Origin of the sequence: Burkholderia sp. ABCPW 14 (assembly GCF_001523835.1) — a bacterium.
Lineage (GTDB): Bacteria > Pseudomonadota > Gammaproteobacteria > Burkholderiales > Burkholderiaceae > Burkholderia > Burkholderia mayonis.
Map to the genome: position 1 here is coordinate 100,094 of NZ_LOVS01000198.1, position 22,136 is coordinate 122,229.

At 67.0% G+C, this 22,136-nt stretch carries 21 protein-coding genes and 1 pseudogene; 6 read left to right on the forward strand and 16 right to left on the reverse strand.

Features of this window, described 5'->3' with window-relative positions; translation table 11 throughout:
• Nucleotides 1–207 precede the first annotated feature (207 nt).
• Complete coding sequence (locus WS62_RS29945) at nucleotides 208–921, reverse strand: pyridoxamine 5'-phosphate oxidase family protein (protein ID WP_066578775.1); 714 nt, start codon at nucleotides 919–921, stop codon at nucleotides 208–210.
• Between the two features lie 103 nt (nucleotides 922–1,024).
• Between WS62_RS29945 and pdxR the strand changes: the two genes are divergently transcribed.
• Nucleotides 1,025–2,551 carry a MocR-like pyridoxine biosynthesis transcription factor PdxR gene (gene pdxR, locus WS62_RS29950; protein WP_066578776.1) on the forward strand — a complete coding sequence of 509 codons (1,527 nt, stop codon included), beginning with the start codon at nucleotides 1,025–1,027 and terminating at the stop codon, nucleotides 2,549–2,551.
• A 7-nt stretch (nucleotides 2,552–2,558) separates the two neighbouring features.
• Here pdxR and WS62_RS29955 read toward each other — a convergent pair whose 3' ends face one another.
• From WS62_RS29955 to WS62_RS29995, 9 genes are all read right to left on the reverse strand, one after another.
• Nucleotides 2,559–2,954 (reverse strand): hypothetical protein, encoded by a 396-nt coding sequence (locus WS62_RS29955; RefSeq protein WP_066484904.1) that lies wholly within the window; start codon nucleotides 2,952–2,954, stop codon nucleotides 2,559–2,561.
• Nucleotides 2,955–3,079: 125 nt separating this feature from the next.
• Entirely contained in the window at nucleotides 3,080–4,150 is a 1,071-nt protein-coding gene (locus WS62_RS29960; protein ID WP_066578778.1) for an AI-2E family transporter, read from the reverse strand.
• A gap of 109 nt (nucleotides 4,151–4,259) precedes the next feature.
• Nucleotides 4,260–4,688: a GNAT family N-acetyltransferase gene (locus WS62_RS29965; protein ID WP_066578780.1), complete on the reverse strand. Its 429-nt coding sequence runs from the start codon at nucleotides 4,686–4,688 to the stop codon at nucleotides 4,260–4,262.
• Between the two features lie 123 nt (nucleotides 4,689–4,811).
• Nucleotides 4,812–5,573, reverse strand: a complete 762-nt coding sequence (fabI, locus tag WS62_RS29970; protein ID WP_066578781.1) for an enoyl-ACP reductase FabI — start codon at nucleotides 5,571–5,573, stop codon at nucleotides 4,812–4,814.
• A 611-nt stretch (nucleotides 5,574–6,184) separates the two neighbouring features.
• Nucleotides 6,185–7,282, reverse strand: coding sequence for an NADH:flavin oxidoreductase/NADH oxidase (locus WS62_RS29975; protein ID WP_066578784.1), 1,098 nt, complete (start codon nucleotides 7,280–7,282; stop codon nucleotides 6,185–6,187).
• Between the two features lie 179 nt (nucleotides 7,283–7,461).
• Complete coding sequence (locus WS62_RS29980; RefSeq protein ID WP_066578786.1) at nucleotides 7,462–8,142, reverse strand: type 1 glutamine amidotransferase domain-containing protein; 681 nt, start codon at nucleotides 8,140–8,142, stop codon at nucleotides 7,462–7,464.
• 232 nt (nucleotides 8,143–8,374) lie between these two features.
• Nucleotides 8,375–8,560 (reverse strand): hypothetical protein, encoded by a 186-nt coding sequence (locus WS62_RS29985; protein WP_066578789.1) that lies wholly within the window; start codon nucleotides 8,558–8,560, stop codon nucleotides 8,375–8,377.
• 113 nt (nucleotides 8,561–8,673) lie between these two features.
• Nucleotides 8,674–9,279 (reverse strand): TetR/AcrR family transcriptional regulator, encoded by a 606-nt coding sequence (locus WS62_RS29990; protein ID WP_066578792.1) that lies wholly within the window; start codon nucleotides 9,277–9,279, stop codon nucleotides 8,674–8,676.
• A gap of 324 nt (nucleotides 9,280–9,603) precedes the next feature.
• Nucleotides 9,604–10,716, reverse strand: a complete 1,113-nt coding sequence (locus WS62_RS29995; RefSeq protein ID WP_066578794.1) for a patatin-like phospholipase family protein — start codon at nucleotides 10,714–10,716, stop codon at nucleotides 9,604–9,606.
• Between the two features lie 547 nt (nucleotides 10,717–11,263).
• Between WS62_RS29995 and WS62_RS30000 the strand changes: the two genes are divergently transcribed.
• On the forward strand, nucleotides 11,264–11,761 hold the full coding sequence (locus WS62_RS30000) for a DUF3455 domain-containing protein (protein ID WP_066578840.1): 498 nt from the start codon (nucleotides 11,264–11,266) through the stop codon (nucleotides 11,759–11,761).
• Between the two features lie 109 nt (nucleotides 11,762–11,870).
• Here WS62_RS30000 and egtD read toward each other — a convergent pair whose 3' ends face one another.
• From egtD to WS62_RS30015, 3 genes are all read right to left on the reverse strand, one after another.
• Complete coding sequence (egtD, locus tag WS62_RS30005) at nucleotides 11,871–12,842, reverse strand: L-histidine N(alpha)-methyltransferase (RefSeq protein ID WP_066578797.1); 972 nt, start codon at nucleotides 12,840–12,842, stop codon at nucleotides 11,871–11,873.
• Between the two features lie 4 nt (nucleotides 12,843–12,846).
• Complete coding sequence (gene egtB / locus WS62_RS30010) at nucleotides 12,847–14,079, reverse strand: ergothioneine biosynthesis protein EgtB (RefSeq protein ID WP_066578800.1); 1,233 nt, start codon at nucleotides 14,077–14,079, stop codon at nucleotides 12,847–12,849.
• A 170-nt stretch (nucleotides 14,080–14,249) separates the two neighbouring features.
• Nucleotides 14,250–14,630, reverse strand: a complete 381-nt coding sequence (locus WS62_RS30015) for a DUF427 domain-containing protein (RefSeq protein WP_066578803.1) — start codon at nucleotides 14,628–14,630, stop codon at nucleotides 14,250–14,252.
• A 536-nt stretch (nucleotides 14,631–15,166) separates the two neighbouring features.
• Here WS62_RS30015 and alr point away from each other — a divergent pair.
• Nucleotides 15,167–16,291 (forward strand): alanine racemase, encoded by a 1,125-nt coding sequence (gene alr, locus WS62_RS30020; protein ID WP_066578806.1) that lies wholly within the window; start codon nucleotides 15,167–15,169, stop codon nucleotides 16,289–16,291.
• Nucleotides 16,292–16,514: 223 nt separating this feature from the next.
• Here alr and WS62_RS30025 read toward each other — a convergent pair whose 3' ends face one another.
• Nucleotides 16,515–17,309 carry an enoyl-CoA hydratase gene (locus WS62_RS30025; protein ID WP_066578808.1) on the reverse strand — a complete coding sequence of 265 codons (795 nt, stop codon included), beginning with the start codon at nucleotides 17,307–17,309 and terminating at the stop codon, nucleotides 16,515–16,517.
• 401 nt (nucleotides 17,310–17,710) lie between these two features.
• Between WS62_RS30025 and WS62_RS30030 the strand changes: the two genes are divergently transcribed.
• On the forward strand, nucleotides 17,711–18,061 hold the full coding sequence (locus WS62_RS30030) for a hypothetical protein (RefSeq protein WP_066578810.1): 351 nt from the start codon (nucleotides 17,711–17,713) through the stop codon (nucleotides 18,059–18,061).
• Nucleotides 18,062–18,564: 503 nt separating this feature from the next.
• Here WS62_RS30030 and WS62_RS30035 read toward each other — a convergent pair.
• Complete coding sequence (locus tag WS62_RS30035; protein WP_066578812.1) at nucleotides 18,565–19,770, reverse strand: porin; 1,206 nt, start codon at nucleotides 19,768–19,770, stop codon at nucleotides 18,565–18,567.
• 549 nt (nucleotides 19,771–20,319) lie between these two features.
• On the opposite strand from WS62_RS30035, the pseudogene WS62_RS35455 reads away from it, so the two are divergent.
• Nucleotides 20,320–21,135, forward strand: a pseudogene (locus WS62_RS35455) (IS5 family transposase).
• Nucleotides 21,136–21,477: 342 nt separating this feature from the next.
• Complete coding sequence (locus tag WS62_RS39115) at nucleotides 21,478–21,759, forward strand: response regulator (RefSeq protein ID WP_082721404.1); 282 nt, start codon at nucleotides 21,478–21,480, stop codon at nucleotides 21,757–21,759.
• Here the strand turns inward: WS62_RS39115 and WS62_RS30045 are convergent.
• The coding region (locus WS62_RS30045; RefSeq protein WP_156440856.1) for a transposase at nucleotides 21,742–22,136 on the reverse strand (395 nt) is incomplete at its 5' end. The genes WS62_RS39115 and WS62_RS30045 overlap by 18 nt on opposite strands.

Genomic DNA, 22,136 nt, shown 5'->3' on the forward strand with positions numbered 1-22,136 from the left:
GGGCGACGGGCGACGGGCAGCGGACAGCGGGCAGCGGGCAGCGGGCAGCGGGCAGCGGGCGACGGACAGCGGACAGCGGACAGCGGACAGCGGACAGCGGGCGACAATCGACGCAGGCCATCCGCTGCGCGATGGCCAGCGCGATGCCCACGGCGTCGCTTCGCTCATCCAAACCATCGCGCGAAACCGCCGTCGACAGCCCGCCGCTCAACGCACCGCGACCCGCCTCGCCTCTTCGTCCTCCGTCTCGCCGAGCGGCACCGCATCCTGCCAGCGCCGCACGTAATCGGGCACGCCTGCCGGCGCGGCGTCGGTGATCGGCGCGAAATGCGCGTCGCGCATCGGCAGCACGCCCGCCCACACCGGCAGGCCGAGATCCGCTTCGTCGTCCTTCGGGCCGCCCGTGCGGATCTTCGTCGCGGCTTCGTCGAGCGCGATGCGCAACACGGTCGTCGCCGCGAGCTCGTTCGCGTCGCCCGGCCGCGCTTCGCGGCTGCGGCCCGGCGCGATCCGCTCGACGAACGTGTCGAGCACGGCCGCCTTGCGCGAATCGGGCACGACCTCGAACTCGCCGTAGATCACCGCCGATCGATAGTTCATCGAATGATTGAACGCCGAGCGCGCGAGCACGAGGCCGTCGAGATGCGTAACCGTCACGCACACCTGCGCGCCCGCCGCCGCGAGCTTCAGCATCCGGCTTCCGTTCGAGCCGTGGATGTACAGATGATCGTCCTCGCGCCAGCACGCGGTCGGGATGCAATGCACGCCCGACTCGTCGGCGAACGCGACGTGGCACACGTAGGCGGCGTCGAGAATCGCTTCGAGGGTCGCACGGTCGTAGTGGCCGCGATAGGCGACGCGGCGCAAGCGGGTGCGCGCGGTCGGTGCGGGGGGCGAGGAATCGGCTGCAGTCGAGGTCATCGGCGTGGCTCCTGCATGGGCATGTTCGTTTCAACGGACTCGACGATAAAAAATCTGTGGCACCATGAATAGATCCATGTGATTACTAATTTTTGGAGCCACGATGGACTACGGCGTATTGCTGTCGAATTTCGAGCGGGACAACGCACACGATGCGCTCGCGCGCGCGTCGCAGCAGCATCGGCTCTATGCATGCCTGCGCACGGCGATCCTGAACGGCACGCTCGAGCCCGGCACGTATCTGCTGTCGTCGCGCGCGCTCGCCGAAACGCTGCGCATCGCGCGCAACACGGTGCTCTATGCGTACGAGCGGCTTGCCGTCGAGGGCTTCGTCGTCGCGCGGCGGCAAGGCACGATGGTCGCGCGCGTCGGCCTGCCCGCCACGGGGGCGTCCGCATCGTCCACTCGCGCAAGGCCCGCGCTGTCGCGGCACATCGCGGATCTGCCGGACACCGACATCGACGACGAGCAAGCGCCGCTGCCGTTCCTTCCGGGGATGCCGGCGCTCGACCAGTTTCCGCTCGCGTCGTGGCGGCGCGCGGTCGAGCGCGCGTGGCGGCGGATCGGCCCCGCGCAGCTCGGGCATGCGCCGCTCGGCGGCAACCTGCGGCTGCGGCAGGCGATCGCCGAATATCTGCGCGTGTCGCGCGGGATCGGCTGCGACGCGGACCAGGTGTTCGTCACCGACGGCACGCAGCACGGCCTCGACCTGTGCGCGCGCACACTCGCCGACGCGGGCGATACCGTCTGGATCGAGAACCCCGGCTATGCAGGCGCGCGCGCGGCGTTCGAGGCGGCCGACCTGCGGCTCGTGCCGATCCCCGTCGACGCCGACGGCCTCGCGCCGACCGCCGACCACTGGCACACGCATCCGCCTCGGCTCGTCTACATCACGCCGTCGCACCAGTACCCGCTCGGCGCGGTGATGAGCGTCGAGCGGCGCGTCGCGCTCGTCGCGGATGCGCGCGCGGCGGGCGCATGGATCGTCGAAGACGACTACGACAGCGAGTTCCGCCATTTCGGCGCGCCGCTCGCCGCGCTGCAGAGCCTCGGCGACGACGCGCCCGTCGTCTATCTCGGCACGTTCAGCAAGACGATGTTTCCGACGCTGCGGATCGGCTTCGTCGTTGCGTCCGCGGCGCTCGCGCCGGAGCTGCGCCGCACGATCGGCGCGCTGACGCCGCGCGGCCGCCTCGCCGAGCAGCTCGCGCTCGCGGATTTCATCGAAGCGGGACATTTCACGCGGCATCTGCGCCGGATGCGCCGGCTCTACGAGGAGCGGCGCGACGTGCTGCAGGACGCGCTCGCGCGCCATCTCGGCGGCGCGCTGACGGTGTCGGGCGGCGCGGGCGGCATGCATCTGTCCGCGCGGCTCGACGCGCCCGTCGCCGATGTGGACGTCGCGCGCGCGGCGATGGCCCGCTCGATCACGGTGCGGCCGCTGTCGCGCTTCTGCCTGCCGCGCACCGATCACGCCGCGTACAACGGCCTCGTGCTCGGCTACGGCGCGGTGCCGACCGAGCGGATCGACGCGTGCGTGCGGCGCCTAGGCGTCGCGATAGACGATGCGCTGCGCGATGCGCGGGCCGCGCGCCGCAACGACGGCGGCGTCGCCGACGCGATCGCGTAGCGGCCGCTCACGCGCGCGGCTCGTCGCGCGTCGAGCGCGCGCTGCCGCGCAACAGTCCGTTGCGGTCGGCTTCCGCGCAGGTCGCGAAGCCGTGCCGCGAGACGACGCCGCGCCGGTCGAACACGACGTAGTACGGCCGATGGTCGTTGCCGTGGCGCAGATCGTAGTTGTAGCAGACGCCCGCGCCGTTGCGGACCATCCAGACGCTCGCCGGATTGCCGCCCGCCGCCACGATCTGCACCTGCGTCGCGCCCGGCTGCGCGGCCGCCTTCGGCAGCGGCAGCCTCGCATACGAGAACGCGTCGAACCAGCCGCTGAACCACGAACAGCCGCTCATCAGCAACGCGGCGGCGAGCGGAAAAGCGAGTACGGGAACGGTGCGGTTCGTCGTCTGAAATGGCATGCTGCTCAGCCGTGCGGCACGAAGCCGTCGCAGTGGAAAACTGCATGCTAATCGACGTTTCGCTCTCTTTTTGTTGAATTTTCTAAAAACAATCGGAAAAACAACGCATCGTTCGATGCGCGCCGTCAATCGACCCACTCCGTCCACAACACGGTCAGCACCGTCATCAGCGCCGGACCGATGAAAAGGCCGAGCAGCCCGAACGTCTCCGCGCCGCCGAGAATGCCGAACAAAACGAGCAGGAACGGCAGCCGCGCCGAGCTGCCGATCAGCACCGGGCGCACGAAGTGCTCGGCGACGAACACGACGACGGAGCCGAACGCCGCGAGCCCGATCGCCCAGCCGAGCGCCCCTTGCACGAAAAGCCACAATGCCGCGCCGCAGAACACGAGCGGCGCGCAGAACGGCAGCATCGCGGCGACGGCCGTCACGAGGCCGAGCAGCGCCGCGTGCGGCAGGCCGGCGAACGCATACGCAACGCCGAGCAGCACGCCTTCGCCGAAGCCGACGACGACGAGCCCCGTCACCGTCCCGTACACGGCCGCCGCCATCCGCTGCAGCAGCGCGGCGCCGTTGTCGCCGAACGCGCGCCGCACGCCGGTGAGCAGCGCGCCCGACAGGCGCGGGCCTGCCTGGAAGATCACGAACAGCGTGACGAGCATGAAGCCGAACAGCACCGCCGCGTGCGCGACCCGCGAGCCGAAGTGCCGGCCGAACGTGACGACGGTCCCGCCGTCGACGCCCTTGACGGCCGCTTCCGGATGCAGCGGCTTCGCGAGATAAGCCTGCCACCACGCGCTCGCCTGCTGCGAGCCGAACGGCAGATGCGCGAGCGCGTCGGGCGCGGGAATGCCGGTCTGCTCGGCGCGATGCAGCCAGCCGAGCAGTTCGTGGCTCTGATCGACCGCCTCGACGAGCCCGGCCGCGATGGGCACGACGACGAACAGCGCGACCGCCGTCGTCAGCGCGGCGGCGACGAGCGTCGCGCGGCCGTGGAAGCCGGGATGCGCATCGATGCGGCGCAGCGCCGGCCACAGCGCGATCGCGACGACGCATGCCCATGCAATCGCGGGAATGAAATCGCGGATCACCCACAACGCGAGCGCGACGAGCGCCGCATACAGCGCGCCGAGCGCGATCGACTGGGCCTTCGGACGGCCGGACGGCTCCGGCGGGACAGACGCGTTCTGAATCATGAGGACTCTTGGCGAAATGAGAAAGCGCGGCAAGCGCCGCGACACCGCCATCTTAATGGACGCGCGCGCCGCCGCCGGTGCGGCGGCCGACCGTCGCGCGCGTGCGCCTTCAGCGCAGCGTTTTCGTCATGAACACGCGGCTCGCGCCGGGCGGATCGCACGGCACTTCGCCGAACCGTCGCCAGCCGAGCTTCTCGTAGAACGCAGGCGCCTGGAAGCTGATCGTGTACAGCACGGCCGCCCCGCAGCCGCGCCCGCGCCCTTCCTCCTCGGCGAGCCGCAGGATCTCGCGGCCGATGCCGTCGCCGCGCAGCGTGTCGGTCAGATAGAACAGGTCGACGAACATCAGGCCGAGCGACGTGCGGCCCGTCAGGCCGCCGAGCAGCTCGCCCGTGTCCGGATCTTTCGCGAACACGGCGAGCGGACGTTCGTCGTTGACGCCGGCGCGTTCGACGTTGTACGCGGTCAGGCCCGCGCCGATGAATTCGATCTCCGCAGGTTCGGGGCGGTCGGTGACGACGAGCGTGACGGGCGGCATGGCGGTCCTTCGGGGCGTGGCGGATGTCGAGTCGATGCGCACTGAGACGGCCATCTTAGCGTGCGCGCGCCGTTGGCTCAAACGCGCGTGCTCCGTCACGCGCCTTCGTCGCGCCCATCGGCATCAGCCGACGACGTGATAGCCGCCGTCGACGTATTCGACGTTGCCCGTCAGCGCAGCCGCATCGTCGCTCGCGAGAAACGCGGCGACGTGGCCGACGTCGTCGATGTCGACGAGGCGATGCCCCGGCGTGCGCGCGCGGACGCGCTCGAGCAGCGCGTCGAAGCGGTCGATGCCGGACGCGGCGCGCGTCTTCAGCGGCCCGGGCGACAACGCGTGCACGCGAATGCGCCGCGGCCCGAGCTCCGCGGCGAGGTAGCGCACCGAGCTCTCGAGCGCCGCCTTCACCGGCCCCATCAGGTTGTAGTCCTCGACCACCCGTTCGGCGCCGTAGAACGTGACGGTCATCAGGCAGCCGCCGCTCGCCATCAGCGGCTCGGCAAGACGCGCGACGCGGATGAACGAGTGGCACGACACGTCCATCGCCATCGCGAAGCCCGCCTGCGAGCAGTCCGTCACGCGGCGATGCAGGTCTTCCGTCGGCGCGAACGCGATCGAATGCAGCACGAAGTCGAGCCGCCCCCATTCGCGCTCGATGCGCGCGAACACGTCTTCGAGCTGGCCGGGCTCGCGCACGTCGCACGGCACGACGAGCTGGCTTTCGAGGCGCTGCGCGAGCGGCCGGACGTAAGGCTCGGCCTTCGCGTTCAAGTAAGTGATCGCGAGCTCGGCGCCCTGCTCGCGCATGACCTTCGCGCAGCCGAACGCGATGCTGCTTTCGTTTGCAATGCCGATGATCAAGCCACGCTTCTGCTGAAGACGCATAGGGATCTCCTTCGACGATCGTTCGATGGCGTGCGGGCGACGCGCGGGACCGCATCGCGAAGATCGGCGTGTCGATGCGAATCGACACATTCACGTCACGCATGCCGTGCCGCCGTCCGCGCTCGCGCGGCACACGGCCGCGCGTCGCTCGCCTGTCGACTGTCGGCGATCGATGCGGGCCGAGTGTTGATCGACATCAACGGGACACGGGTCGGCAGATCTCGTTTCGCCTGCGGGAAGCGGCTCGCTTCATCGCGAACAGGCACTGCGCGGCGGCGCGATGCAAACGCCACATGCCGCGTGCAGGGCGGCATCGTGGCGGGCAAGCGTCGAGGGCGAACGATATCGGACGATGCCGCACATGAGCGCCCAAAGAAAACGGGCGGACGACGTGACGTCGCCCGCCCGCGGCCGGGTCATACCGCCCGCCGCCACAATGTGCGACGCGCTGCGCCGTGAACGCCCGTTAGGGCGGCAGCGCGAGCGCCGTTTCGCACGCGTGCGGCGCCGAATCGCCGAATCGCCGAATCGTCGATGGCGCAGCGGCCGGCGCGAACGCATCGTCGCCGCTCGGCCCGACGCGCGCGCGCCCGATTCGCCGCCCGATCCCGTCAAGCCGCGCGATAGCGCTCGAGCCAGTGCGCGTACGGCGCGGGCAGTGTCCACGCGGCGCGATCGACGCCGAGCTCGAGCGCCGCGCGGTACGGCCAGTGCGGATCGGCGAGATGCGCGCGGCCGACCATCACGAGATCGAGCTGCCCGTCCTTGACGACGCGCTCCGCGAGCGCCGGCGTATCGATCCCCCAAGCGGACGCGACGGGCAACCGCGCTTCGCGGCGCACGCGCTCGGCGACCGGCGCGAGAAACGCGGGGCCCCAGGGAATCCGCGCGTCGGGCGTCGAGAAGCCGACCGTCACGCTCAGCAGATCGAGCCCTTCCTGCTTGAAGCGCTTCGCGAGCTCGATCGATTCGGCGAGCGTCTCCTCGTCGCGACCGTCGTACTCGATCACGCCGAAGCGCGCGGTGAGCGGCAGACGCTCGGGCCACACTTCGCGCACCGCCGCGAGCGTCTCGACGAGAAAGCGCCCGCGATTCTCCGCGCAGCCGCCGTACGCGTCGGTGCGGCGGTTCGAATGTACCGAGAAGAAGCTCTGCGCGAGATAACCGTGCGCGAAATGCAGCTCGAGCCACTCGAAGCCCGCGTCGAGCGCGCGCTTCGCGGCCGCGACGTAATCGGCCTTCACGCGCGCGATGTCGCCCACCGTCATCTCGCGCGGCACCTTCGGCAGATGCGCGCCGTACGGCGCCGCCGACGGCGCGATCGTCCGCCAGCCGCGCGGATCGCCATCGGCGATGTGGTCGTCGCCTTCCCACGGACGGTTCGCGCTCGCCTTGCGGCCCGCATGCGCGAGCTGGATGCCGGGCACCGCGCCCGCCGCCTTGATCGCGTCGACCGAGCGTTCGAACGCGGCCGCCTGCTCGTCGTTCCAGAGGCCGGTGCAGCCCGGCGTGATGCGGCCTTCCGGAGATACCGCGGTCGCCTCGGCGATCACGAGCCCCGCGCCGCCGCGCGCGACGCCCGCGAGATGCACGTGATGCCATTCGTTGGCGACGCCGTCCTCGGCGACGTACTGACACATCGGCGGCACCGCGATGCGGTTGCGCAGCTTGACGTCCTTCAACTGAAGCGGTTCGAACAATGCAGCCATCTGCTACTCCTTCGGTGTGCGTGTTGCGGGTCGGTGAAGTGATGCGGTGATGCGGTGATGAGAAGGGATGCGGTGATGCGAAGGGATGCGATGCAATGACGTCGTTCGCCGATGCACGGGCATCGCGACGCGGCGCATGCGCCGCGGGCGGCGCGCCGGATGGCCGCCCGCACGGCGCGTTACTTCTCGAGCAGCTCGAGCAGCGCTTCGGCGACGGGCTCCGACGACGCCGGGTTCTGCCCGGTGACGAGCCGCCCGTCGACGACGACGTGCGGCGCCCAGTCGGCCGCGCGCGAATAGTCGCCGCCGTTCGTCTTCAGCATGTCCTCGACGAGGAACGGCACGACTTCGGTGAGCTCAACGGCCGCTTCCTCGCTGTTCGTGAAGCCCGTAACCTTGCGGCCCTTGACAAGCGGCGCGCCGGACGCGTCCTTCACGTGGCGCAGCACGCCAGGCGCGTGACAGACGGCTGCGACCGGCTTGTTCGTCGCGACCGCGCGCTCGATCAGCGCGATCGAATGACGGTCCTCGGCGAGATCCCACAGCGGACCGTGGCCGCCCGGATAGAACACGGCGTCGTAATCGTCGATCGACACGTCGGCGAGCTTGCGCGTCGACGCGAGCGCGGACTGTGCTTCGGGGTCCTTGTCGAAGCGGCGAGTCGCATCGCTCTGCGCCGCCGGATCGCTGCTCTTCGGATCGACGGGCGGCAGCCCGCCGCGCGGCGACGCGAGCGTCAGCTCGACGCCCGCGTCCTTCAGCGCGTAGTACGGCGCGGCCAGTTCCTCGAGCCAGAAACCGGTTTTCTTGCCGGTCGCGCCGAGTTCGTCGTGCGAAGTCAGGACTACGAGAATCTTCATTTGGATGCCCTCCTTGAAGCGTTGAAATCAAGCGGCGCGGCCCGCCCGGACCCGCCGGTCCTGCATCCTCGAACCGCTCGAACGCGCGCTCGCGGCGAGCGCGCGGCGATCCGCGTCGCGCGCCGCATCGTCGTCACGGCGCATCACGTCACGTCACGTCACGTCACGTCACGTCACGTCACATCGCATCACGTCACATCGCGTCTCGTCACGTCACGTCGCTGCGCGGCGTTCAGCCATCGAGCGCCGCCGTCGCATGCATGACCCGTCGCGCAACATCGCCGGCGAGCATGTCGAAGGCGATGCCATGGTCGAACGGGCGCGGCATCGCGTCGAGGCTTTCGTCGCCCGCGCGGGTGCGCGTCATTGCCGCTTCGGTCCGTTCGCCGAACCCGATTCGCACAAGCATCGCGATCATCGAAATGCGGCATGTCACGCCCCGCTATTAGACCAGTCGTCTAGAAAATGACGGTAAAAAAACGCGGCGGCGCGACGTTCATCGTACGCGCCGCCGCGCATTGAATTTCGTGCTCAGCGCGCCCCTGGCAGACCGAGGATGCGGCGGGTGGTCGCCATCGCGGTCGCGAGCGGCTCGCCGTTGCGCCGGATCTTTTCGATCAGCGTCGCACCGACCCACAGTTCGTAAAGCGTCGCGGCGGTCTGCTGCGCATCGAGATCGACCTTCAGCGAACCATCCTCGAAGGCCGCCGCGATGCACGCGGCGAGCCGCGCGACGATCTGCGTCGTGCCGCGATCGAGCGCCGCACGCATCGCCTCCGACAGATCGCAAACCTCCGCGCCGAGCTTGACGACGAGGCACTTGCCCTCGGGATCGTTACCCGCCTGGATGTCCTGCCACTGGCTCCAATAGCGCATCAGCCGACCGGCCGCGGGGCCGGAGCCGCGCACGAGCAGCGCGTCGAGATGCGCGAGGTAGTCGGCGAAGTACGACTCGAGGATCGATTCGCCGAATGCTTCTTTCGACCCGAAATAATGGTAGAACGACCCTTTCGGCACGCCGGCCGCCGCCAGAATCTCGTTCAGACCGACGCCCGTGAAGCCCTTGCAGAGCATGATGGGCTTGGCGGTGTCGAGGATGTGCTGCCGCACGTCGGCGGTGGTGGCTGCTGCGTTCATGAGGGCGGATGATAGCGCGGGATTAGACCAGTCGTCTAGAAGGCGTTGAATGCCCCTGCCGCGCGTGTGGAACGGCTCCGAAAGCGAAACAGCCAACGAGCGGCGGGCGACGGCGACGGGCAACAGGCAACAGGCAACAGGCGACGGGCGACGGGCGACGGGCGACGGGCAACGAGCAACGAGCAACGAGCAACAGGCAACGAGCGACGAGCGACGAGCAACGAGCAACAGGCAACGAGCAACGGACGACGGACGACGGCGTTCGATCACCGCTCCCCGTGCTTTCGCCGCGCAGCGTCAAGCGCATCTTTCACCCGATACGGCTCAGTCCGCGCTGTAGACGGTCAATCCTTCCATCGGATTCATTGCCGCCTCCCACGGACGCGCCGCGATGGCTCGCATCGCTTCTTCATAGCCCGCACGCTGGCGGGCAGCGATGCCGGCCGGGGTGAAATCGATGTCCTTCAACTGGTTGTCCCCGTCGAGCCGAGGCGCGGCGAGCTTGATGAGACGCATGCTGGTATGGCAGCCCCAGGCGGCCAGTTCCCTGACCTCGGCCGTCGCACGCTCGGCTTCGGGCAAGCGCTTGACCAGTTCGCGGATCACATGGCGCAGACGGTGTATCTGCTGCTGGCGCGCGATATGACTGTCGGTGCGGCTCGCGTACTGGATGTCTTTTTGTCGTTCCGATATCTGCCACAGGCTTTCCGGTTCGGGGCCGGTCGGATTCCACATCTGCACCGAGAAGATGACCGAACTCTTGCGAGGGTTATCGTCCAGCACCACTTCTACCGGCGTATTGGAATAGACGCCGCCATCCCAATAGGGCTCGCCATCGATGCGCACCGCCGGAAAAGCGGGCGGCAGCGCCCCCGAACTCATGACGTGCTCGACGGTCAGGCGCTGCTCGCGCGAGTCGAAATAGCGCATCGCGCCCGTGCACGCGTTCACTGCGCCGACGGTCAGGCGCGGATGCCCGGCGTTCAGCAGGTCGAAGTCGACGAGAGCGGTCAGCGTTTCGCGGAGCGGCGCCACCAGATAATACGACGCGCGATCCACGCCCAATCGGGCCAGCGGCCCGAGCCAGGAAGCCGGATTGGGCAGGAAGAATCCCGCTATGCCGCCGCCGATGATCATCAGCTCGGCAAGCGTCTTGTCCCAGCCGAGCCATGCGGCGGATACGTCCAGGCGGGTCTGGTCGGTGACCCGATTCCAGAACTCCGCTAAGCGCCGATAGCGGCGCTCCGGCGGATTCCCGACGATCAACGCGGCGTTGATCGCGCCGATGGAGGTACCGACCACCCAATCCGGCCGTATTCGGGATTCATCCAGCGCCTGGTAGACGCCGAGTTGGTAGGCGCCCAATGCGCCGCCGCCCTGAAATACGAGAACGACTTGCCCTGGCAATTCCATTCGTGCCGGCTGGCTCACGGTCATGGCTCGCCCCGCTGAATTGTTCCGCCGATGCGCCGTCGATGATGCGGTCCACGCGCCGTTGCGCCGGCGCCGGCGCCCCGGACTGGGCCGGCCACCGATCGATTGCCCGCGTTGCGTCGCGCTTTCAACGCATTGCTTCGCCGAGCGCGGCGTCTGGTCGGACCTGAATACCATGATCAAGTGTAGGCGATGGACGCATTCACGCCGCTGCTTGCCGCCCATGGCCTCGAGCACACGTGACCGCGTGCCGATCGATGAACTGGCCGGGCGACAACGCCATGTCGCTTCCACACGTCAACTGCGCGTGCAGCATGCAAACGGGCATTCGCGGTCTGAGCTTGCGGCGCGCGACGGTTTCGAATATCCACACGGGCCGATATTGCGACATGCGCCGCAGTGCGCGCCTTGCATGCCACGAGACGTCCGCTATGCTTCATTCGACCGACCTATCCCGACGAGGATCGTCATCGTGCACGAAAGCGCCCAATCCGATCGCCATCCCCTCCTGTCCACGACAGGCCTCGCTCAAAGACGAAACCGGCGGTGCATCACGCTACGGCTACGGCTTGCGACCGCGCTTGCTGCATGGGCAAGCGCGGTCGCCGCCGACGCGGCCCCGCCTCCGTCGAACCTGATTCCCAAGGACGCCGAACAAGCATTCGCCACGACCGCCACCGGCCTTCAAATCTATTCCTGCGAATACGACGGCAACCACCGTATCGCATGGGTGTTCCAGCACCCCGAAGCCACGCTTTACGACGCGTCCGGCGTCGCCGTGATCCGGCACGGCGCCGGCCCGTCGTGGGAAGCGCGGGACGGCAGCCGCATCGTCGGCGAGAAAATCGCCGATGCGCCGAGTCCGAACGCGGGCAGCATTCCTCAACTGCTCCTGTCGACGCACGCGGCCGCGAACGGCTCGCTCGCGTCCGTGCGCTACGTGCAGCGGCTCGACACGACGGGCGGCGCCGCGCCCGCGACGCCGTGCTCGGCCGAGCATCAAGTCGGCAGCTCGCCGTATTACGCGCATTACGTCTTCTGGAAGTAAGCGTAAGCCGGCTCACCCCACGGCGATGTCGGCGTGCGCGCATCCGACGATGCGCGCCGCCATCGCCGCCCTTTCGTCCGGCCTCGCGTCGATGCGGCCGGTTATCCGCTCACCCGCGACTCTCGAGCCAATGCAGGCTGAACAATCGTGCGTCATCGACCCAAACCGTCCCCGGCGTAAACCCCGCCGATCGCGCCAGTTCGCGAAACCCGTCGACCGTGAACTTGTGCGAGTTCTCCGTATGCAGCGTCTCGCCGGCCTCGAACCGGAACGCATACCCGGCGACGCGCACCGTCTGCGCACGCAGGCTCACGAGGTGCATTTCGATGCGCTGACGCTCGTCGTCGTAGAACGCACGATGCGCCCACGCATCGTGCGCGAAATCGGCGCCCAACTCGGCATTCGCGCGCGCGAGCAGATTCAGATTGAATGCGGCCGTCACGCCCGCCGAGTCGTTGTACGCGCGATGCAGGATCGACACGTCCTTCACGAGATCGACGCCGATCAGAAGGCCGCCGCCCTCCAGCAACGAAGCGGCGCGGCGCAAGAACGCCGAAGCCTCGTCGGGCGAGAAATTGCCGATCGTCGAGCCGAGAAAGCACCCGACGCGCCTGCCCTTCACACGCTCGAGCGCGCGCAATTGATCGGACTGCAGATAATCGGCGACGACCGGCTGCACGTCGAGCCACGAATACGCGTCGCGCAGCGCGGCGGCCGCGTGCGCGAGATGATCGGCCGAGATGTCGACGGGCAGGTAGCGCGCGGGCGGATTCGACACCGCGCACGCATCGAGCAGCACGCGGATCTTCGACAGCGACCCCGCGCCGAACTCGATCAGGTTCGCGTCGCGGCCGATCTGCGCGGCGATCTCGGCTGCGCGACGTTTCAGGATCGCGAGCTCGGTGCGCGTCGGATAGTACTCGGGCAGCTCGCAGATCCGATCGAACAACGCGGAACCCGCCGCGTCGTAGAAATATTTCGGCGCGATGCTGCGCGGCGAGCGGCGCAGTCCGGCGATCAGGTCGCGGCCGAACGCGCTGTCGCGCGTCGCTTCGATCGCCACGCCCGCGGCGGCTTCCATCCCTTCAGATATCTCTCGCAAGACGCACTCCCGTGAATTGCCAGCGCGCGGCCGGCGGAAAAAAATTGCGGTACGTCGCGCGCGCGTGTCCCGGCGGCGTCGCGACACTGCTGCCGCGCAGCACCTGCTGCCCGACCATGAACTTGCCGTTGTATTCCGCCGCCACGCCCGCCATCGGACGAAAGCCCGGATACGGGTCGTACGACGAGCGCGTCCACTGCCACACACGGCCCGTCATCTGCGCGATGCCCGGTGCGTCGAACGCCGCCTCCCATTCGGCTTCGGTCGGCAAGCGCGCACGCGCCCATTCCGCGTACGCGGCCGCTTCGTAGAAGCTCACGTGCGAGACGGGCGCGTCGCGCACGAGCGGCCGCAGCCCTTCGAATCCGAACTCGCGCCAGCCGAGCCCTTCGCCGCCGTCGGACGCGATCCAGTACAGCGGCGCCTTCAATCCGTCGCGCTGGACCATCGCCCAGCCGTCGGACAGCCAGCACTCCGGACGCGAGTAGCCGTCGTCGTCGATGAACGCCGCGTAATCGCCGTTCGTCACGAGCCGGTCGGCGATCTCGTACGGCCGCAGGATCGTCCGATGACGCGGCCGCTCGTTGTCGAACGAGAAACCGCCGCCGTCGTGGCCGATCTCGACGATGCCGCCCTGCTGCGGCAGCCAGCGCGCGGCGCCGTTCGCGCGCGGCGCGTCGTCGGCCGGCGTCGCGTCGCTTCGATAGGCGGGCAGCATCGGATTCAGCGAGAACGCATGCAGGATGTCGGTGAGGATCAGCTCCTGATGCTGCTGTTCGTGATGCAGGCCGAGCGTGATCTCCGGCTCCATCGCGACCAGCGAAGAAAGATCGGCCGTGCGCAGCAGATCGAGCAGCGCGTCGTCGACGTGGCGTCGATAGCGATGCACGTCGTCGAGCGACGGGCGCGACAGCATCCCGCGCTGCGGCCGCGCATGCCGCGGGCCGAGCGCTTCGTAATACGAATTGAAGAGATACGGATAGCGCGAATCGAACAGCTTGTAGCCGCGTGCATGCCGCGCAAGGATCACGGTCTCGAAGAACCATGTCGTATGCGCGAGATGCCACTTCGTCGGACTCGCGTCCGGCATCGACTGCAACGCCTGATCCTCCGCGGACAGCGGTTTCGCGAGTTCGACGCTGTAACTGCGCACGTCCGTGAAGCCGCGCGCGAGGTCCGACGCGAGACTGCGCGTCGATTCTTCGTTCTTCGTCATCTGCACCGTCCCGACTGGATGGTTCGCTCGCGCGCGTCACGCCTCGCCTGCGAACCCATGCAACAAAGAATAGGACACGCGCGCGGCATCGCGACCTGAATCGCGACGTCGCGCGCGACAAGCACCGCTTTCGCGGCGCGCCCCGTTTGTGTGGATGAATGGCGTCGGTGTCAGCCGATCGTGATCGAGTCGATGCGATCGGGATAAAACGCGAGATGGCCGGCGATCTGCTTCATCGCATCGTGCGGCGTTTCATACGACCAAACCGCATCGACGCCGCGCTCGCCGGCGCCCTTGATGCTGTAGTACGACGCGTCGCCCTTGTACGGGCAATGGCTCGTGTGCGTCGTGCGTTCGAGCCGCGACATGTCGACGTCCTTGCGCGGCACGTACTGCACGGGCGGATATGACGCCTCGCGCAGCGTGAGCGCGTCGCGCGTATCGGCGAGCGCGTGGCCGCCCGCGTTGACGACGACACGCTCGCCCGTTGCTTCGATCGTGATCGGATGGTCCGGGCCAGGAATCTTGACGGTATGGCTTGACTGGGTCATGAAAGCTCCTCCGGTTGCGAAACATGCCGAACTTCGGCGACATCCTACGCCGCTCGGGCGCGGCGGGTGACGCGCGAGCCGCGAATTCTGAAGTTGAAGCGAACGAACAATCACCGTTGCGAACGCCGTTAATTGCGGCTCGTGCGAAGATCGGACGGCGATGCGCGCGGTTCGCTCTGAGGCTCGTCTGCGCAGATTTCATTCCTGCGTGCGCGGCGACAGTCGATCGATGGCCGATGCGCATCGCCCTTTCCGCATAGACCGTCGCGCTCGCCGAGGTTCCCTTCCGCACCATCGCGCGCAACGAACCGTTCACGAGCGCCGCCGCGCATCGCGCGTGCGCCGCACCCGCGAGTTTTTACTGAAAATACGACAAATACATTAAATAAAACCATCGATCTGCAAATACCATAGCGGCCGACACTGGCAATGACGTTTCGCACGGTGGATATGCACCGAACGCGCGCCCTCGATCGACCATCGCGGCGAACCGCATCAAAGCGCGGACCGCCTTCCTTCACTTCGCAGAGAGATTCATGCCCCGCCCCATCGTCGCCCGCATTCATCCCGACGCCGTCGCGCACAACCTTGCAATCGTCCGGCAAAAAGCGCCGCGCTCGCGCGTCTGGTCGGTCGTCAAGGCGAATGCCTACGGTCACGGCATCGAGCGAATCTATCCGGCGCTCGCGAACGCGGACGGCATCGCGCTCCTCGACCTCGACGAAGCGGTGCGCGTGCGCGAGCTCGGCTGGACGAAGCCGATCCTGCTGCTCGAAGGGATTTTCGAGGCCGCGGACGTCGAGATCGCCGACCGCCATCGGCTGACGGTCGCCGTGCACGGCGACGAGCCATTGAGGCTGCTGACGTCCGCGAAGACGACGCGGCCAATCGACATCCAGCTGAAGATGAACTCGGGGATGAACCGGCTCGGCTATCGGCCGGGCGCGTTCCGCGCCGCGTGGGAGCGCGCGGCCGCCGCGCCGTCGATCGGCGACATCGCGCTGATGATGCACTTCGCGAACGCCGACGAAGGCGAGATCGACTGGCAGATGCGCGCGTTCGACGCGGCGACCGATGGCCTGCCCGGCGAGCGCACGCTGTCGAACTCGGCGGCCGTGCTGTGGCATCCGCGCGCCCATCGCGACTGGGTGCGGCCCGGCACGATCCTGTACGGCGCGTCGCCGACGGGCGCGACCCGCCACATCGCCGATGTATCGCTGCGGCCGGCGATGACCGTCACGAGCCGGATCATCGGCGTGCAGACGCTCGCGGCGGGTGAGACGGCCGGCTACGGGCGCCGCTTCGCGGCCGAGCGCGAGATGCGCGTCGGCGTCGTCGCGTGCGGCTACGCGGACGGCTATCCACGCCACGCGCCGACCGGCACGCCGATCGCGGTCGACGGCGTGCGCACGCAGGTCGTCGGGCGCGTGTCGATGGACATGCTGAGCGTCGATCTCACGCCGTGCCCGAACGCAGGCGTCGGCTCGACGGTCGAGCTGTGGGGCGCGCAGGTGCGCGTCGACGACGTCGCCGAGGCCGCGGGCACGATCGGTTACGAGCTGATGTGCGCGCTCGCGCGGCGGGTGCCGGTGGTGGTCGATCCGTATCCGGCCGTGGCGGCGCAGCCCGAGCACGCACGAACGGGCAGCTACGGGCGCTGAGCGCAATCGGCCGGGCGGCGGCGGGCGACGCGTTCGGCCGCGTCGGCCGCGTCGGCGGCTTCGCGTTCGGCGCAGCGCGGACGACTCGCGCATTCGAAGCAGTTCGGCCCTCGGCCGATGGCGTGCGATCGACGACGACGCGCCCATTCGTGCGAAACGGATCTCGCGGCATTCGACGCCCGTCCGCGACCGCACGCCCGGCCGCGCAAACGCACCCGCGCACTCACTCCCGCCAACGCGCCGGCCGCTTTTCGAGAAACGCGTCGATGCCCTCGCACGCGTCCGGTTCCATCATGTTGCGCGCCATCACGTCGGACGCATACGCGTACGCGTCGTCGAGCGGCATCTGTCGCTGCCGGTAGAACATCGCCTTGCCGTAGCGCACCGCGGCAGCGCGCTTAGACGCGATCGCCGCGACCGTGCGCGCGATGGCCGCATCGAGCGCGTCCTCCGGCACCGCCTCGTTGACGAGCCCCCAGTCGACGGCCGTCGCCGCGTCGACGAAGCGCCCGGTGACGAGCATGTCGAACGCGCGCTTCGTCGACACGTTGCGGGAAAGCGCGACGGCGGGCGTCGCGCAGAACAGCCCGACGTTGATGCCGGACACCGCGAAGCGGGCCGTGTCGGCGGCGATCGCGAGATCGCACGACGCGACGAGCTGGCAGCCCGCCGCCGTCGCGATTCCGTGCACGCGCGCGACGACGGGCACGGGCAGCGCCTGAATCGCCTGCATCACGCGGCTGCATCGGCCGAACAGGTCCCGGTAGTACGCGAGATCGGGCGTGCCGCGCATCTCGCGCAGGTCGTGGCCCGCGCAGAACGCGCGGCCCTCGGCGGCGAGCACGACGCAGCGCACGCGCGGATCGTCGGCGAGCGTGGCGAGCTCGCGCTGCAGCGCGTCGAGCAGCGCCTCCGACAACGCGTTGAACTGCGACGGCCGGTTCAGGCGCAGCGTCGCAACGCCGTCGCGATCGTCGCGCAGCAGCGGCGGCGCCGACGCGTGGCTGGATGGTTCCATGTCGTCCTCCTCGATTGGCATGCGGATCTTGCCGGTGCGGACCGGTGCGCGCAGGTGCGGACAGCGGCCTCGCCCGGCGCGTTTTCGACAACTTCGGCAAAGGTATACGGTACCGCGACCGAATCAAACCGCATCGCGTCAAGCGATGCGAGCAAGCCGATCCGCCGATGCGGCGAAAAACCGACACCGCCCGCAGGAGATCGCCGCAGCGGTGGACATCGCCGGAAAAAGCTGTATATTCATACAGCTCGCACTGCCGGCGATCCATGCGAAAATCGCGTGCCGCCGGACAGCCCGACGGGCCGCCTCGCCCATCGGCGAGGCGGCCGAAGTCGATCGGGCATCGCGAGACGGGCCACGGAGAAGACAGAGTGAAACTAGTTGGATGCGGGTTGCTGTTATTGGCTTTCACGTCCTCGACATTCGCGAGCGAGCGATACGTCGAGATCTGGAATCCGCCCGAGGCGCGCACCGGCCCGAGCATCGGCGTGCGCCACGATCCGTCCGCCCGCAAGCCGGCACCGGCCGCGAAGCGCAAGCACGTCGCACCGCGCGTCGTCGAGGCGCGGATGCATCGTCCGCCCACTGCCGTGAAGATCGCGCCGAAGCCGCGCGCGATCGACGACGACCTGCCGCGCGCGACGCCCGCGCTGCCCTCGCCCGCCGCGCCCGACATCCCCCGCCAATTCACGCCGGACGGCAACGTGCTGCGCGTCGGCACGCGGGGCTACGGCGTCGAGGTCTCGCGCTAAAGGCCGCCGATCGCGGCCGCCAATCGACGCGCAGCCGATCACATGGAGGCGACGAAGACGGCCCAACCGTCTCGCTCTCGCTGGGCCGCAAAACGGCAAGACGGCCCGATCCATCGATGCATCCTCCGTCTTCCGCCCGGTGCGGCACATCGATGCACGCCCGTCGCCAATGGACGCACGCTGAACGAACGCCGCTCGCACTGAGGCATCGCTGCCATCCGCATGGCCGAGCGAACGACGCGCGGCGCGCGGCACGCACATCTTCCACGCAATGTTCTTGCGCTGTCGAATGCGGCCGAATACGGCACGCCGCGCACGTCAATCTGCAGCGGACGAAAATCGAACGCACACGTCGCGCGCCGCGACATCGCCGTCATGCGCGCGAATGAGCGAGAGTGAACGACACGCGCATGCCCATAGCGCGCACAAAAAAACAGCCGGCCCGAAGGCCGGCTGCTCGTTCGACTTCGCGCGCGACGCAAGCGCCGCGCCGAATGCCTCGCTTAGAAGCGGTGGACCAGGCCGACGCCGACACCCACTTGGCTGCGCGACGACGACGGCGACGAGTTGAAGCCGTCGCCGATCGATGCGGTCGCGTCGATGATCTTGCCGCCCGCGAGCGTCTTGCCGTTCGCACGCTGATACGCTTCGACCGCGTAGAGGCCCGTGCGCTTCGACAGGCTGTAGTACTGCGACAGCGTGAACTGATGGTACTGCGCCGCGCTCGTGATGCCGTTCGACTGCGTCGCGCGCGTGTACGCGTAGCCGCCCGCGAAGTCCCACGTCGCCGACGGCTTGAAGTGCAGCACCGCGCCCGCGGTGTTGAAGATCGCCGTGTTGCGGAAGGTCGAGTTCACGCCGGGGATGTATTGCACGTTCGAGTACGACACCGACACGTCCCACGCCGACGAGAACTGATAGCCCGCCGTCACCGCGACGCGCTGCTGCGCCTGCGCGGTCGTGTAGCCATTGTTGATCGCCGAAATGGCCGTCTGCGCGCCGCCGTTCGACGTCGCCGAATTCGCGCCCCACACGGCGCCGCCGCCCGGCGTCGAGTTGTTCACGCGCTGGAACGCAGCGGCGATGCCGAGCGGACCGTTCATGTACTGGATGCCCGCGCTCCACGTCGAGCCGGCGTTCAGGCTGCCCGGCTGGCCGCCGAATGCATACGAGCCGCCGAACGTGAAGCCGTAGAACTTCGGCGACATGTAGACGAGCGAATTGTTCGTGCGGTAGCTGGTGTCGAGCGAGTCGATGTCGCCCGGGTGCGCGCCGAAGTAGCCGGTGAGCCAGGTCGTCGGGCTGTACGGCGACAGCAGCGTGTAGTACGCGGTGTATTGACGGCCGGCCGTCAGCGTACCGTACGTCGGATTGGTCAGGCCGATCCACGCCTGACGCGTGAAGATGCCGCCCGCGAATTGCGATGTGCCGTTGGCCGTGCTGAAGCCCGACTCCAACTGGAAGATCGCCTTCGAGCCGCCGCCCAGGTCTTCGCTGCCCTTCAGGCCGAAGCGGCTGCCCGCCCACACGCCCGTCGACATCTTCACGACCGAGTGGCCGCCCGTCGTCGAACCGAGCGACGTGCTGCTGTTCTGATACGCGATACCGTTATCGACGACACCGTAAAGCGTCACGCTGCTCTGAGCGTGCGCCGTGGCGACAGCCGCCAATCCGGCGGCCGCCATCGCGACCGCTGTGCGCTTTTTCATTGATTCTCCGTCCTCAAGAAATTCTTCTGGTGTGTGTTACGCGCATGGTCTGTCCATGCGGCCGCCATTCTCACCGATTCGTCGTTGTTGCAAAACGGAGAATAAGCATTCGTAGGCTCCACGCAACGCTGGAATTCACTAACCAGTTAGTTTTAACGCTGCACCAGCAAGGGTTTGGCGGCTGCGTGCGCCGATAGCTGGAACCGGTTTCCTTCAACACGGTATTTACCCGAATTTACATTCACACAGTCTTTCCGGATGCTTCCAGAGAGCTTTCATGTGACGATTCGAGACCTCGGGAGCCGGGTATCGGCGTGGTCAAAAACTCGGTCGCGCAAGGGCTTGGACGCTTGGCATCCGGCCGGCAACGCCCGGCCTGTGCGGCTCGATGTCTGATGTCAAGGGCTTGTCGCTTGATACTTCGGGGCTTGACGCTTGAGGTTTGAGTCCGTTCCCTCCACACGCCGCCATTTGGGACTTGGAATGGAGAACGCAGCAAATCAGACTCGAACCCATCCTGTCTATTGGCCACGCGAAACACTGGCACAAATGGGACGCGTTCATAGAGACGAATTGTGGTCACTGATCCAACCGCTGCCGCCACTACCAAAGCCACGTCGGACGCAATACCCAGGGCGCAAGCCGCTCGACGATCGCGCCGTGCCAACCGGCACCCTGTTCGCGCTGCAGTCCAGCATTCCCTAGGAGAGGCTTCCGCAAGAAATGGGCTGTGGCTCGGTCATGAGCTGTTGGCGCAGACTGCGCGACCGGCAACAGGCAGGTGTCTGGGACCGGTTGCACGAAGTGCTGCTGGCGAAACTTCAAGCGGCCAATCGCATCGACTGGTCGCGTGTGGTCATCGATTCGCCCTCCATTCGGGCAGTGGGATCAGGTCAAACAGAACCCAATCCCACCGATCGCGCTTGACCCGGTTCAAAGCAACACCTCGTTACCGAAGCGCAGGGTATCCCGCTCGCGCTGATTCTGACGGGCATGAACCGTAACGACGTCACCCCACAACTGTTGCCTCTGATTGAGGCCATCCCGCCCATTCTTGGCAAGCGGGTGCAGCCTCTGTCAAGCCCCATCGTAGTGCAGGCCGATCGCGGTTACGACCACGACAAATATCGCAAGTCACTGCACGCTGCCGGCAGCGCCACGCAGATCGCCCGCCGTGGCGAGCCGCACGGCAGTGGCCTCGGCAAAACCCGGTGGATCGTCGAGCGCACCTTCGCGTGACCGCACAACTTCAGGCGCCTGCGCATCCGATTCGAACGCCTCGCGACAATGCACGAGGCATTCATGAAAATGAAAATCGCCGCTTGCATCATCTGTTGGCGACAGCTTCAAAATTCATTGTGTTAGAGCTTCTTAGACCAGCGTCGCTCATTGAATACGTGCGCCTTATAAAGGTTGTGATCTATATAAGATTGTCGCGGCCTTCAGCGTGAGTCGCTTGTGGGCGCAGACTATATTTTAATATTTCTACAATATTTTAAACATTACTGCACCAAGAATTTATTATTTCTTGATGTGAAATTACAATTTCAGATTGCTGATTTTTCCATTACATATTTAGCGCGCCGCCATTTGATGATGAAATTTGGGCTGGTGTAATTTTTGTTTCGATGGCAGTATGGATTAAATAAAATCAATTTATAAATATGTAGCCATATTAATTTGCTATGAAATTAAGGGTGGCTGGTTATGTGTTTTCACGTTGTTGTTGCAGATAGTGACATGCAAGTGGGACCGATTGCAAGTTACTTGCGTGAACATAATATCCATGTCGACACAGTGCCGGATGACGAGTCAACTGTACAGGCCATTCTGACATTGCGGCCCGATGTCGTTCTCCTGGGCCTAAGCTTGCCTGGAAAGAAGGGGTTCGAAATATGTCGTAAGGTTAGAGCACATTACGACGGCGTAATAATTATAATGGCCGCCGGGGGGGTGCCCCTATGTTGTTCGTCAAGCGTTAGGGGCTGACTTGGGTTGGTAAATGGTGCCGTCGCGCAGCATGGCGAACAGGACATCGCAGCGTCGCCGAGCCAGTGCGATGAGCGCTTGGTTGTGGCGCTTGCCTTGCTGGATCTTGCGCGAGTAATAGGCCCGTGAGACTGGGTCTCGTAAGGCAGCGAAGGCGGAGAGGAACAAGGCGCGCTTGAGCACCTTGTTGCCCCGTCTGGATGGGTGCTCGCCACGGATCGACGAGCCTGAGCGCCGGGTGACCGGGGCAAGGCCAGCGTAGGCCGCCAGATGAGCAGCCGAAGCGAAGGCTTTATGGGCGACTTCGGTCAGGAGTCTGGCGGCGGTCCTGACGCCGACTCCCGGCATGCTGGTCAGGACCGGCCAAAGAGGGTGAG